The 12589-nt window shown below is 60.8% G+C and carries 11 protein-coding genes and 1 tRNA gene; 6 read left to right on the top strand and 6 right to left on the bottom strand.

Annotated elements, in window-relative coordinates; genetic code table 11:
- Positions 1-133: 133 nt before the first annotated feature.
- Positions 134-1297, bottom strand: coding sequence for a glutamine-hydrolyzing carbamoyl-phosphate synthase small subunit (carA, locus tag VWZ87_RS10505; protein ID WP_260087337.1), 1164 nt, complete (start codon positions 1295-1297; stop codon positions 134-136).
- Positions 1298-1517: 220 nt separating this feature from the next.
- Here carA and VWZ87_RS10500 point away from each other — a divergent pair, with 220 nt between their 5' ends.
- A complete protein-coding gene (locus tag VWZ87_RS10500; protein WP_260087338.1) occupies positions 1518-1991 on the top strand; it encodes a GatB/YqeY domain-containing protein in 474 nt (157 codons plus the stop codon).
- 27 nt (positions 1992-2018) lie between these two features.
- Here VWZ87_RS10500 and VWZ87_RS10495 read toward each other — a convergent pair whose 3' ends face one another.
- The 3 genes from VWZ87_RS10495 to VWZ87_RS10485 all read right to left on the bottom strand — a co-directional run bounded on the left by VWZ87_RS10495 (position 2019) and on the right by VWZ87_RS10485 (position 5392).
- Complete coding sequence (locus tag VWZ87_RS10495; protein WP_416535792.1) at positions 2019-2840, bottom strand: prephenate dehydrogenase/arogenate dehydrogenase family protein; 822 nt, start codon at positions 2838-2840, stop codon at positions 2019-2021.
- Positions 2841-3070: 230 nt separating this feature from the next.
- Complete coding sequence (locus VWZ87_RS10490) at positions 3071-3562, bottom strand: DUF2244 domain-containing protein (RefSeq protein ID WP_416535793.1); 492 nt, start codon at positions 3560-3562, stop codon at positions 3071-3073.
- 156 nt (positions 3563-3718) lie between these two features.
- Positions 3719-5392 (bottom strand): cytochrome c oxidase subunit 1, encoded by a 1674-nt coding sequence (locus VWZ87_RS10485; protein WP_340544700.1) that lies wholly within the window; start codon positions 5390-5392, stop codon positions 3719-3721.
- Positions 5393-5718: 326 nt separating this feature from the next.
- Here VWZ87_RS10485 and VWZ87_RS10480 point away from each other — a divergent pair, with 326 nt between their 5' ends.
- Together VWZ87_RS10480 and VWZ87_RS10475 are read left to right on the top strand one after the other, a co-directional pair.
- The gene (locus VWZ87_RS10480) at positions 5719-6147 is read left to right on the top strand and encodes an HIT family protein (protein WP_416535882.1); all 429 of its coding nucleotides are present in this window, start codon (positions 5719-5721) and stop codon (positions 6145-6147) included.
- Positions 6148-6599: 452 nt separating this feature from the next.
- Entirely contained in the window at positions 6600-8513 is a 1914-nt protein-coding gene (locus VWZ87_RS10475; RefSeq protein ID WP_416535794.1) for an alpha/beta fold hydrolase, read from the top strand.
- Between the two features lie 29 nt (positions 8514-8542).
- Here the strand turns inward: VWZ87_RS10475 and lipB are convergent, their stop codons facing one another.
- Positions 8543-9214 (bottom strand): lipoyl(octanoyl) transferase LipB, encoded by a 672-nt coding sequence (lipB, locus tag VWZ87_RS10470; RefSeq protein WP_416535795.1) that lies wholly within the window; start codon positions 9212-9214, stop codon positions 8543-8545.
- 124 nt (positions 9215-9338) lie between these two features.
- Between lipB and VWZ87_RS10465 the strand changes: the two genes are divergently transcribed.
- The 3 genes from VWZ87_RS10465 to VWZ87_RS10455 all read left to right on the top strand — a co-directional run bounded on the left by VWZ87_RS10465 (position 9339) and on the right by VWZ87_RS10455 (position 12359).
- A complete protein-coding gene (locus VWZ87_RS10465) occupies positions 9339-11012 on the top strand; it encodes a peptidoglycan-binding domain-containing protein (RefSeq protein WP_416535796.1) in 1674 nt (557 codons plus the stop codon).
- A gap of 156 nt (positions 11013-11168) precedes the next feature.
- A tRNA-Leu gene (locus tag VWZ87_RS10460) sits at positions 11169-11255 on the top strand.
- A gap of 141 nt (positions 11256-11396) precedes the next feature.
- A complete protein-coding gene (locus tag VWZ87_RS10455) occupies positions 11397-12359 on the top strand; it encodes a tyrosine-type recombinase/integrase (protein WP_416535797.1) in 963 nt (320 codons plus the stop codon).
- Here VWZ87_RS10455 and VWZ87_RS10450 read toward each other — a convergent pair.
- On the bottom strand, positions 12356-12586 hold the full coding sequence (locus VWZ87_RS10450; protein ID WP_052465769.1) for a hypothetical protein: 231 nt from the start codon (positions 12584-12586) through the stop codon (positions 12356-12358). The two genes, VWZ87_RS10455 and VWZ87_RS10450, sit on opposite strands and share 4 nt — an antisense overlap.
- Positions 12587-12589 lie beyond the last annotated feature (3 nt).

Below are 12589 nucleotides of genomic sequence, written 5' to 3'. Positions count from 1 at the left end.
GCACAGTTTATGCGGTCATGGATTCGAGCAAGAGGTTTTTACAGGGGCGTATTTATCAAGCCCTTGTTTTCCATGGCAAAAGCTTGCCATGGAACCGTGTTTTTTGCGTAGGCTTATCTCAGCCCCGCTGAATTTACGCAGATTTGCGCGCAGCCATAGCCTCGGCGAAGCGCTCGAACAGGTAGAAACTGTCCTGCGGGCCGGGGCTTGCTTCGGGGTGGTGCTGCACCGAATAGACCGGACGATCGGAGATGCGAATGCCACAGTTGGAGCCGTCGAACAGCGACACATGCGTCTCTTCGACACCGTCAGGCAGGCTCTGCCCGTCGACGGCAAACCCGTGGTTCATCGATGTGATCTCAACTTTGCCGGTGGCATTTTCCTTCACCGGGTGGTTGGCGCCGTGGTGGCCGTGGTTCATTTTGACGGTCTTGCCGCCAAGCGCCAGTGCCAGCATCTGGTGGCCGAGGCAGATCCCGAACATCGGCAGATCCGTGGTGTCGAGGATCTGCTGGATCATCGGCACGGCATAGACGCCGGTGGCGGCGGGATCACCGGGACCATTGGAGAGGAAGACACCATCGGGGTTATGGGCCAGCACCTCATCAGCGGTGGCAGAGGCGGGCAGGACGGTCACGTCACAACCCGCCGATGCGAGGCAGCGCAGGATATTGCGCTTGGCACCGTAGTCGATGGCGACAACCTTGTGCTTGGGGTCTTCCTGACGGGTATAGCCCTCGGGCCAGGCCCACCGCATTTCGTCCCAGCGATAGCTTTGCGCGCAGGTAACGTCCTTGGCCAGGTCGCGCCCTTCAAGGCCCGACCATTCGCGAGCCTTGGCGATCAGTGCTTCGATGTCGAAATTGCCGTCGGGATCATGGGCCAGGGCCACATGCGGGGCGCCTTGCTGACGGATCGCACGGGTCAGGCGGCGGGTGTCAACGCCGCCGATGGCGATACGTCCGGTGCGGGTGAGCCAGGTTTTCAGCTCTTCGGTGGCGCGCCAGTTGGAGGATTGTGTCGGATCCCATTTCACCACCATGCCTGCGGCGACGGGATCGGCGGTTTCGTCATCCTCGGGGGTGACGCCGGTGTTGCCGATGTGAGGGAAGGTGAAGGTCACGATCTGCCCCGCGTAGGAGGGGTCGGTCATGATTTCCTGATAGCCGGTCATGGCCGTGTTGAAGCAGAGCTCTGCCACGGTTTCGCCGGTGGCACCAAAGCCGTTTCCATAAAAGATGGTGCCATCAGCCAGTGCCAAACATGCGGTGGGCTTGGGTGGGACGGTATCGGCCATGGCGCGACTCTCCAATATGGGCAAAATTCACGGGTATCTAAGGGGTGGGCGCCAAGCCGTCAAGCCTCCGTCGCTGCGATCTGGGCCTGTTTGCGGGGCGAGGCCGGCATCATCTAACGGTGTTTGGGTGCCCCAACGTCATTTGTCTGGCCCCAACTTGAACTTGACTACCACTTTAGGTAAAGATCCGGTTTCCGACTCCGTGGGAATGGACAGATAAATGGATACGCGAACTCGGGTCAATATGGCCCTGAAACAGGCCATGAAGGACCGCGCAGCTGCCCGACTGGCAACCTTGCGTCTGATCAATGCCGCGATCAAGGACCGTGAAATTGCCGACCGGGTCGATGGTGAAGGGGGCGGAATTGGCGATGCAGAGATCCTCGCCATTCTGGGCAAGATGACCAAGCAGCGCAACGAAAGCGCACGCGCCTACGAGGAAGGCGGACGGCTGGACCTGGCCGAACGCGAGCTGGGTGAGATTGCTATCATTGAGGAGTTCCTCCCCAAACAGCTGAGCGACGACGAAATCGCCGAGGCGGTCAAGGCTGCGGTTGCTGATACTGGTGCGCAGTCGATCCGTGACATGGGCAAGGTGATGGGCGCCCTGAAGGGCAAATACACCGGCCAGATGGATTTCGGCAAAGTCGGCCCCCTGGTGAAGGATCAGCTCTGCCACAGCGGCGACTGCTGACGCTGACCTGAGCCAATCGCTGTCAGATCAGAAGCCCGCCACCTTTGGCGGGCTTTTTGCTGGGCATTGGGTTGCCGACCAGGGGGTTGCCCGGGGCTGGTATGTGGATGATTGGCCGAGGTCGGCCGCGCATTGGAGGAAGGCCTCGCGCACCTCAGCGGCAAAGGGATTGTCGCGCAGGATCGCCTGCTGCACGTTAGGGGCATCTCCGGCGACCATCCGGCTGGCCTGTTGCATCAGTTCGAAACTGGCTGTGGTCATCCGCAGGGGACCCGATGCAACCTGACTGAGCGCCTGGGCGATCAGATGGGTCAGACCCTGTACTGTCGCCAGCTCGCGGTCATGGGCCTCGGGTGTGGTCCAGATGACATCGAGCCCGAAGACATGGCGCAGCAGCGCCGCCAGGCGCAAGGGGCGCCCGCCGCGTAATGGGCAGAGGGCGATTTTCTGACCGGCGAGACCCTGCGCGGCGCTTTGGGGGCCGAACAAGGGATGGCTTCCCAGAAGCTGGACCTCAGGCGGCAGGGTCCGCAGCATCACCTCCGCCGGCGCCATTTTGACAGAGCCGACATCCATCACCAATGCGCCAGGGGTGAGCAGCGGTGCAATCTCGTGGCAGAGCTGCTCCATCGCACTGACAGGGACCGCAAGAATGACCAGCGGGCAGGCGGCGGTTTCGGCAAGCGGGCAGAAACGCAGGGACGGGTGTTGCGGCAGGTCACAGCCTGAGGCTGGATCATGCACGCAGATCGGCACCAGCGGCGACAGGTGACGGGCGATCAGCTGGCCAAAGGCGCCAAAACCAATCAGGCCAACGCGGGGGAATCTGGTGGAAAGCGACATCGACATCGGGCTCCGGTCTGTGCCGCGCTGCCGTTGGGATGATGTGAGATGCTGCCTCTGTCCGCCGGAACGCGGCGGGATGAACATCAAGAAATGAGAATACGTCCGCCGTTATGAAAACAGCGGATAATACTGGATCGAAAAGGATACGGACGTATTGAACATATGCCTCTGATACGCGGCGCCCCGGCCAAAGTCAAAGGTGCAGTTATGCGGGGCAGTCCGGCATCGGGGTGTCACGGGCTGTGCCGGTGCAGCGCGGTCTTCAGATCCTCATAGAGCGCCTTGCGTTCCTCCTCGGACAGGAAGGCGCCGATTTCGACCTCTCGGCCACTGCCGCGCAGGGTGACGTAATTCGGCACGGGTCCGTCATCGGCATGCAGTTTGACCTGTGTCCAATAGCGGTTACAACGCCAGTTCTGGCGCTGTCCGGTCGGGTTGATGCGCTCCAGATGCGCTTCGGTGGAGTCCAGCGTCAGCACTTCCAGGACATGCCGGTCACGGCGACTGCGATCCAGCGCCCATTTCACCGCAAACAGCGTCGCTGTCACAAAGGGCAGAACCCCCCAGAGCGCCGCACTGCCCAAAAGGGGGATCATCGGGATGGTGATCAGCGCCGCAAGCACCCCCAGAAAGCGGACATAGCCCTCTGGCGGCAGCGACTGATGCGGCCATAGGTGCAGCTCTTGATTGCTGTCGGTTCGGGCTGTGATCCATTGATACGGCATGGCGTGAATTTAGCGTCCGCCAGCGGCCTGTCCAGCATCTCGACAGGGCCATGCGTCGCAGCTGCAAAAGGGGGGAACCGGGTCGGTGCTGCGGGCAGAAAGAAGGCCCCGAAGCGGGTGCTCCGGGGCCTGTCTGTCATTCAGTTCATCAACACCTTAGTGCGAATGGGAGCGATCCCAGTCTTCCTGCTTGGGCAGGATTTCGAAGGTGTGCTCCGGCGGCGGAGAGGGCAGGGTCCACTCCAGAGTATCCGCATATTCGTTCCAGTAGTTGTTCTGGGTGATGCGGGCACCGCGCAGCAGCGAGTAGATCACAACGCCAAAGAACAGCAGGAACGATGCAAAGGACAGGAACGCGCCATAGGACGAGATCTTATTCCAGTACGCAAAGCCTTCCGGGTAGTCGATGTAACGACGCGGCATGCCCTGACGGCCCAGGAAGTGCTGGGGGAAGAAGGTCAGGTTGGCGCCGATGAAGAACATCCAGAAATGGATCTGGGCGCCCAGCTCGGAGTACTGACGACCGGTCATCTTGCCGAAGTAGAAGTACACACCGGAGAAGATCGCAAAGACAGCACCCAGCGACATCACGTAGTGGAAGTGCGCAACCACATAGTAGGTGTCGTGATAGGCGCGGTCGACAGCCGCCTGCGACAGAACCACACCGGTCACACCACCGACGGTGAACAGGAACAGGAAGCCGAAGGCGAACATCATCGGAGCTTTGAACTCGATCGAGCCGCCCCACATGGTGGCGATCCAGGAGAACACCTTAACCCCGGTCGGAACCGCGATCACCATGGTGGCCAGCATGAAGTAGGCCTGCTGGTTCAGCGACATGCCGACGGTGTACATGTGGTGCGCCCAGACGACAAAGCCCAGAACACCAATCGCGATGATCGCCCAGACCATCGGCAGGTAGCCGAAGACCGGTTTGCGGGCGAAGGTCGCGATCACGTGGGAGATGATGCCAAAGCCCGGCAGGATCACGATGTACACTTCCGGGTGGCCGAAGAACCACAGGATGTGCTGATACAGGATCGGGTCGCCGCCGCCGGCAGGGTCAAAGAAGGTGAACCCAAAGTTGCGGTCCATCAGCAGCATGGTGATCGCGCCGGCCAGAACTGGCAGGGACAGCAGGATCAGCCAGGAGGTGACGAAGATCGACCAGGAGAACAGCGGCACCTTGAACAGGGTCATGCCGGGGGCACGCATGTTCAGGAAGGTGGTGATCATGTTGATCGCACCGAGGATCGAGGACGCACCAGAGACGTGAACGGCGAAGATCGCCAGGTCCATGGAGAAGCCGCCTTCGTTGGTGGACAGCGGCGGGTAGAGAACCCAGCCGACGCCGGAACCGGCCTGGTCGTTGCCGCCCGGTGCGAGGACCGAGGCAACCGCGAGCGAGGTGCCCGCGACATACATCCAGAACGACAGGTTGTTCATCCGCGGGAACGCCATGTCCGGCGCGCCGATCTGTAGCGGCATGAAGTAGTTGCCGAACCCGCCGAACAGCGCGGGAATAACCACGAAGAACATCATCAGGATGCCGTGGCCGGTGATCAGAACGTTCCACAGATGCCCGTTGGGGGTACATGCCGCAGACGCATCTGCAAAAAGACGTGCACCTTCAAGGCACATGTACTGAACGCCGGGATCCATCAGTTCAAGCCGCATGTAAACGGTGAACGCGACGGAGATGAAACCAACGATCGCCGAAACGATCAGGTAGAGAATGCCGATATCCTTATGGTTCGTGCTCATGAACCAGCGGGTGAAAAAACCGCGCTCGTCTTCGTGGCCGTGACCATGAATGGCTGCATCTGCCATTAAGGTGCCTCCTGTTGCATAACGATAGGCCAACAAACACCGTCCCCGGCGGGCCTAGACTCATCCTGCGTTTTAGTTCGCCGGCAACAGGCCTTCAATGGCGGAGTTTGATATGGATCAAGAATAATTGTCGCGGGCAGGCCCTTTCGGGCTGCCTTTCTGATCCTTTGGCGCCGTGGTCCGGCGTATGTCACGGCGAAGCGCCCCCCGGCCTTGGGTCGTCCGGGAAGGATTTAGCCGTGTTTTATCGAACGGGCGGTCCTTGTGTGCTTGACCAGCGGGCGATAGCCGCGCAAGTTCCCGTTGATAGCTACGGAGGGCAGATAGTGGCGGTGTACGATCCAAACAATATCTTCGCAAAAATTCTGCTCGGAGAACTGCCAGCGCACAAAGTCTACGAAGACAATGATACGCTGGTGTTCATGGATATCATGCCGCGCTCCGACGGGCACATGCTGGTGATCCCCAAGACGCCCTGCCGGAATGTCCTTGACGCATCACCGGCCCAGCTGGCGGCGGTCATGGCGACCGTGCAGAAGATCGGTCGGATCGCGATGCAGGCATTTGACGCCCAAGGGATTACCATTCAGCAGTTCAACGAGGCTGCGGGTGGGCAGGAGGTGTTCCATCTGCATTTCCACGTGTTGCCACGTCGCGACGGCGATACAGTGCGACCACCGGGCATAATGGCCGATCCGGGTGTTTTGCAGGCACATGCGGAGATAATGCGTAAGGCCGTGGACGCCGCCGCCTGATAGAGGCCGCATGTTAATCAGAGTAAGCGATTACCGGCGGGCTGTCCTGGCCTGTCGCGGCTCGTGCTGCTGTGCTGATGCACAGGCGCGAAGCCGCGGACCAGTTATTCTACCTTTGGATGAAATTTATATTGATATGTGTGACCCGTTTATCCTAGGGTCCCGGCAGTCTAGGCCATAGGGCCTTAAGAACTGAGAACTGAACCGATATCGGGAGGGGGCTTGGCAGCGCAGCTGTCCAGGCGGAGCGATGTGGGTTTCATGTTTATGGCGGCCTGTCCCTGGCCTGCCCGTGGTGTCTCTGCAACGCCCGGCGAAGGGGAACCGGAAATGAAAGTTGCGGCAGTCTCGTATCGGTCGGGGCTGCTTGTGTTCATACCAACCTGCGCAGATGCGCCATGGTTTTGCAAAGTGACGGGCGTTTGGCCTGTGTATGTTGCTGAGGAGGGGCCGTGGGTAAGACGGCAGAGGATAGTGGTGATCTAAGGGGGCTGTCGGACGAGACGGTGGCAGCGGCCGTCTACGGCTCTGTTCTTGGCGCGTCCAATGCGGTCGCCTGGCGGGACCGGCTGATCCGTGCGGGCTATGATGGTGTCGCCGGGAAAGCCAAGAGCGCACTGATAGGATCGACGCCAGTTGGCGCCGGTAAGGCGGTTGCCAGCTCCTGGCAGGGATCTGCGGGCTCTTCTGATGGGCTGGGGCTTTCGGCGCATTTGTCACCTGAACGCGAGCTTGCCGGGGCGGCGCTGATCGGACGTCACTTTGACCGCGCCATCTATCTCAGGAGTCGCCTGATCGCGGCGCAGAACCATGGATCCTGGCCAGAGCTTCAGGCAGTGCTTCCCTGCGGTGCGAGAAACTGGCTGCTGGTATCGCGCGAGGCGGAGATTCTGGCCGCAGGTGATGACTGGCCGCGTCGTGGGCGCATCACCGCGCCCTGGATCGCTCAGGCCATTGGGGTTGCGGATGCCAAGCTGCCACTGTGGTACACGCTTTTTGATGAGGATAGGCCGCGCCCTGCACTTACGTTGCTGCGGGGCGAGGGGGGGCGGCTGCTGATGTGCCAAGCGGTGGGCGGCCGCGGGGAGAGGCTGGGCGCCGTCGATGGTCTTTCTAGCGCGCGCCCGTCTGACATGGCTGCATGGCGCGGCCGATTACGGGCCGTGGACCCCTCGGCACCGGCGGTTCTGGTGGAACAGCTTACGACCGGCTGGTCGGATGTGGCGGCAGATCAGGTGGCATTGCGGTTCGGCTTTGATCCGGAGGAAATGTCGCTGCTGCGTCATCTGTTGATTGAGGCCGACTGGATTGAGCTGCGCATCGGGACCGGTGCCGAGCGCGGGCCAGAACTGGCCCTTCTGGGCCAGATGCTCAGCAAAACTGCAGCGCCAAGCTGCCCTGAGATGCTGCGGTTTCTTGCCTATCTCATGCAGCAGACGACTCGCGATCACGATATCGCTGCGGGTCGCGCGTCACCCCCACAACGCGTACTGAGCCTGGCGTCCGGGCTGACTTCACAATATTTGCAGTTTGGCGCCGAGCGCGGCCAGCCGGTGATCTTTGTCCATGGTATCTTTGACGGGGTTGCGGCGATCCAGCGGCTGCAACCGCAGTTGCGGGCGCGTGGCCTGCGGTGTCTGGCACCTTTGCGCTGCGGCTATGGTGGCTCGGACAGTTTGCCGAGCGGGACTGATCCGATTGATTTATTCGTAACCCAGTTGGATGCGCTGATCGACGCGGAGGGTTTGGTCAATCCCATCCTGATGGGGCATCGCAGCGGATGCCTGTTTGCCGCCGCCGCCGGGCGTCGGCTGCGTGACCGGCTGGGCGGGGTGGTCTGTATCGGCGCGACACTGCCATTGCCCAGTATCGGACATGCAAGGGCCCTGCGCGGGCATCAGCGCGCGCTGGCGCTGAGCGCGGTCCATGCCAGCGCGGTGCTGCCGCTTGTGGTGCGCAGCTGGTCACGGTCCGTGCGGCAAAAGGGGCCGCAGGTCCTGGTGTCGCGCCAGATCGCCCGCGAAAGCGCGGACCGCCAACTGCTGGCCGACCCCGCGTTGAGCGCGGTTCTGGACCAGAGCCACAGGATGATGATGCAGCAGGGGCGCGGCGGCTACGAAATTGATCTGCGGTTGGCGGTTCGCTCGCGCGACATGCGCCATTGTGCCAAGGCCGCGCCGACCATCTATCTGCATGGCGGAGAAGATACCGTGACGCCGGTCGACAAATTGCAGGCCGCGCTGGGGAGTGGTCACGCCAACCTTCAGATCCGGGTCAGCAAACGTGCCGGTACCATGCTGCTCTATGCCCAGCCGGAGCTGGTGTTTGCAGCGATCGACGACCTGCGTCAGCGCATGACGTCATGATCGGCCCGTCGCGCAACGGGGGCTGACGCCTAGTCGAGGGCACAGGTTTCGGTTGTGGCAAAGGCGACATCGAAACATTGCTTCAGCGCCACATCCACATCCGTCATCGTGACCGGCAACCCCAGATCCACGAGGCTGGTAACGCCGAATTCGGTGATGCCGCAGGGGACGATGCCGTCAAAATGGCTGAGGTCAGGCTCCACGTTGATCGAAATGCCGTGAAAGCTCACCCATTTGCGCAGGCGGATGCCGATTGCAGCGATCTTGTCCTCGGTCTTCTCTCCGTTGGGCCGCAGGGGTTTGTCGTCCCGCTCCACCCAGACGCCGACACGGCCGTCGCGGATATGGCCGGTCACGTTGAACCGGTCGAGCGCCAGGATCACCCAGCGCTCCAGCTGGCGGACGAAACAGCGCACATCGCGGCCCCGTTTGGCGACATCCAGCATGACGTAAACCACGCGCTGGCCGGGTCCGTGGTAGGTATATTGTCCGCCGCGCTTGCTTGCGTAGACCGGGAAACGGTCGGGGTCGGTCAGATCGCCGGGCCGCGCCGAAGTGCCGGCCGTATAGAGCGGGGGATGTTCAACCAGCCAGATACATTCCTCGTGGGTTCCTGCGGCAATACCCGCCGCACGCTCCTCCATGAAGGTGACGGCCTCGTCATAGCCGGTCAGGCCGGAGGTGGTGATCCATTCAACCATCGACGGTGTCCTTTGTTATGACTTTTGTAACCACTATAGAGCAATGCGCGGAATTTTCTGGCCTGCGTGATGGGTCGTGCGCTACCGTGATTGCGTGTATTCATCAATGGGGGGGACGCGTAATATGTTCTCAAAATCTCTTAAAACTACATTGGCAGCATCAATTCTGGCGACCTCCGGGGCTGCTCCGGCGGTTGCCGACAATCTTGGCGCGGCGCTGGTCGGCAGTATCATCGGCGGCGTGATCGTCAATGAAGCGCATAAAAACCGCGCGCGCAAACAGCCGGTGACCCGCAAACGGACCTATTCGCCGGCGCGGGCGCAGAACCGTGAAACGCAGACGGCGCTGAATTACTTCGGCTTTCCCGCCGGCTCCCCCGATGGCGTGATGGGGCGCAAATCCCGCAGCGCCGTGGCGCAGTATCAGGGGCATATGGGTTTCCCGGCGACCGGGCAGCTGACACAATATGAACGGGATTTCCTGGTGTCGTCCTACAGCCGCGCTCAGATTGGCGGCCCGCAGGTGATCAAGGCGATGCAGGGCCCCAATGGCGTCCGCGGGCTGTTGCGGATCTGGCGGGACGAGGCGACCGGCACCCGCAGCGCGAGTGCAGTCGGCTATGGCAGCTACGGCGGCCTGCCGTTTGAAGTCAGCCAGGCCGTGGATGAAATCGCGGCCAGCGCCGATCCCAGCGCCGAACAGCTGTTGCAACGTTCGGGTTTCATGCAGCTGGCGGATCTGAACGGCGATGGCAAGAACGACTACATGATCGACACCTCGGTGTCCGGCAGCTCCTTCTGGTGCGGTGCGTCGCATTGCTCCGTCATGGTCTTTGCCTCAACGCCGCAGGGCTATCAGCGCAATGACTTCATGGCGCGGGGCGTCACGACGGCAAACTTCGCCTGTCATCAGGGCGTCTGCCGGATGACGGATGAGCCGACGTCGGGCACGGTTCAGGCGGCTGTGCCAACCCCGGCCCCTGCGCCCGCACCCGCTCCGGGAGCAACTGTGCTGGCCTCCGCGCCGCAGGCCGTCGCTCCGGCGCCTGCTCCCGCACCCGCTCCTGCCGGAGGCGGGCTGGCCGGCATTCAGCTGTTCCAGCAACCGGCACCGGCGGCAAGCACCGCGTCGCTCACCAGCCATTGCAGCAAGGTCAGCCTGCTCACCAGTTCCAACGGTGGCTATATGACCGTTGCCAATCTGCGCGACCCGGAGCTGGCATTGGGTGAGCAGTTCTGCCTGACCCGGTCCTATGCGATCAATTCCGGCGAAGCGCTTGTGGCCAAGGTGCAGGGAGTGAGCCAGGCACAGGTCGACAGCCAGTGCGACGCCTTTGGGCCTGCTGTTCAACCCTATCTTGCCAAACTGGCGACCACGGGCAGTGACGCCTTGATTTCCGACGTGCAGAAATTTGTGCTGCAATCCAACATGTCGATCGAGCAGCTGTCCAATACCGCCGGGATCTGCCTGTTCTCGGGGTATCGCCGTGACAATATGGAGGTGGCGCTAGGAGCGGCGCTCATCATGGTTGGTGTCGGCCAGCGTCCCTATGCAGAGCTGATCGGCCATCACCTGGCGCAGGGCTTTGGCGTTGCGAAATCGCCCGAGCAGGCACAGGGCTGGTATCAGACAGCTGTTTCCGCGCTGGAGGCCGGGGTTGATCCGGTCTTCGCACCCGGACAGCCGGAACGAGTCGCCCTGATCAAGGCCGCCGCTGCGGGCCTGACCGGCGCATTGGCACAACCGGTACCGGCGTCCAGCACCGCGGCCGCGCTGCCGAGTTTCTCAACGGACTGATTGGTTTTCACACCATCAGACCTGTCAACGGGGGCGGAATGATCATCCGCCCCCGTTCCTTTTTCGGGCGAGCAGAAAAGCCTGAGAAATGATCATTTTGCATCTTCACAACCGTCCCGCGCTCGTCTATACGCCGCTACACCAAGTCAAGACAGTGCGGTCGTGGCGGAATTGGTAGACGCGCAGCGTTGAGGTCGCTGTGGGGTAACACCCGTGGAAGTTCGAGTCTTCTCGACCGCACCATCATTCAAACAGAACTAAACATGTTTGAATATTTATCCATCTAAAACAAAGTGGTTACGGATTTTGGCGGCCTGAGTGGCTACCCATGATCTGCAGGAATGTGTATTCGTTTACGCATATTTTCCGCACGGTGCGTAATTCATGGCGTCTATTCGTAAGCTAAAATCGGGATATCGGGCCGAGGTTGCCCGCAATGGTGTCAGAAAGTCAAAGGTATTTCCGACAAAGCAAGAGGCCAAAGACTGGGCCGCTCGGGCTGAATTCGAGATCTTGAACCAGGACAAGGTTGCGGCGAAGCTGACGCTGGGCGAGCTGTTTGAGCGCTATGCTCGCGAGGTATCACCTTCAAAGCGGGGGCATCGCTGGGAGGTGATACGGCTGGAAAAGATCGGTCGAGATGAGATCGCCAAGATCCGGCTGGAAGATTTGTCTGCCAGAGATTTCGCAAAGTGGCGTGATCAGCGCCTAAAGGAAGTCGCGCCCGCGAGCGTAATTCGCGAGATGCAGCTCATGTCTTCGGTGCTGAACGTTGCGAGGAAAGAGTGGGAATTGATCTCTGCGAACCCCATTAGCGATGTGCGTAAGCCGACGAAACCGCAGCCGCGTGACCGATTGCCGACCTCTGCTGAGATAGAGGCAATGCAGATCAGCGCAGGAGAAGATCTGAACAAAGCAACGGCTCGCGCTTTCCATGCGTTCAAATTCGCTATGGAAAGCGCAATGCGCGCAGGCGAAATTGCTGGGTTGGAATGGGATCGGGTTGATCTGGATCGCCGGGTGGCTCTGCTTACACATACCAAGAATGGCAGGCCGCGAGAGGTTCCGTTGTCGACCAAGGCGGTTGAGCTGCTACGAGCTTTGCCGGATCTCAATCCGGTGTTTGGTCTTTCGTCTCGCCAGTTGGATGTTCTGTTTAGAAAACTGCGGGATAGGGCGGCTGTCACGGGGCTAACGTTCCATGATTCCCGTCATGCGGCGATCACTGCGCTCTCAAGAAAGCTCGATGTACTGGCGCTGGCCCGGATGGTGGGGCACACGGATCTGAGGCAGCTGCGCGTGTACTACAATGAAAGCGCTGAAGAGCTGGCCAAGCGCCTCGATTAGGCATCTGGATTCTTGACCAACTTCTGCTTTCGCTCAAGCTGGCCATCCCTGATCCATCGTCTTACGGTCGCCTCGGATTTCCCCACCTTTTGCGCGTATTCCGCGACCGTGATCCATTTTGCTGGCGGGCTGATTTTTGAGGACAATAGGAGGCGCTTTATTTCCGTCAGCTCGTCCTGAAGGCTTGCGAGCGCATTTGCATCTACGGCGATGAGTTGCTGTGTCATATC

Origin of the sequence: Phaeobacter sp. JH20_37 (genome assembly GCF_048056015.1) — a bacterium.
GTDB classification, from domain to species: domain Bacteria; phylum Pseudomonadota; class Alphaproteobacteria; order Rhodobacterales; family Rhodobacteraceae; genus Phaeobacter; species Phaeobacter bryozoorum.
The sequence above is the reverse complement of the archived record's forward strand: the minus strand, read 5'-3'. Positions and strand labels throughout refer to the sequence as shown.

Excerpts from the sequence above, each read along its gene's own strand:
- carA (WP_260087337.1), bottom strand. The coding sequence starts at position 1,297 with ATGGCCGATACCGTCCCACCCAAGCCCACCGCATGTTTGGCACTGGCT.
- VWZ87_RS10500 (WP_260087338.1), top strand. The coding sequence starts at position 1,518 with ATGGATACGCGAACTCGGGTCAATATGGCCCTGAAACAGGCCATGAAG.
- VWZ87_RS10495 (WP_416535792.1), bottom strand. The coding sequence starts at position 2,840 with ATGTCGATGTCGCTTTCCACCAGATTCCCCCGCGTTGGCCTGATTGGT.
- VWZ87_RS10490 (WP_416535793.1), bottom strand. The coding sequence starts at position 3,562 with ATGCCGTATCAATGGATCACAGCCCGAACCGACAGCAATCAAGAGCTG.
- VWZ87_RS10485 (WP_340544700.1), bottom strand. The coding sequence starts at position 5,392 with ATGGCAGATGCAGCCATTCATGGTCACGGCCACGAAGACGAGCGCGGT.
- lipB (WP_416535795.1), bottom strand. The coding sequence starts at position 9,214 with ATGGTTGAATGGATCACCACCTCCGGCCTGACCGGCTATGACGAGGCC.
- VWZ87_RS10465 (WP_416535796.1), top strand. The coding sequence starts at position 9,339 with ATGTTCTCAAAATCTCTTAAAACTACATTGGCAGCATCAATTCTGGCG.
- VWZ87_RS10455 (WP_416535797.1), top strand. The coding sequence starts at position 11,397 with ATGGCGTCTATTCGTAAGCTAAAATCGGGATATCGGGCCGAGGTTGCC.
- VWZ87_RS10450 (WP_052465769.1), bottom strand. The coding sequence starts at position 12,586 with ATGACACAGCAACTCATCGCCGTAGATGCAAATGCGCTCGCAAGCCTT.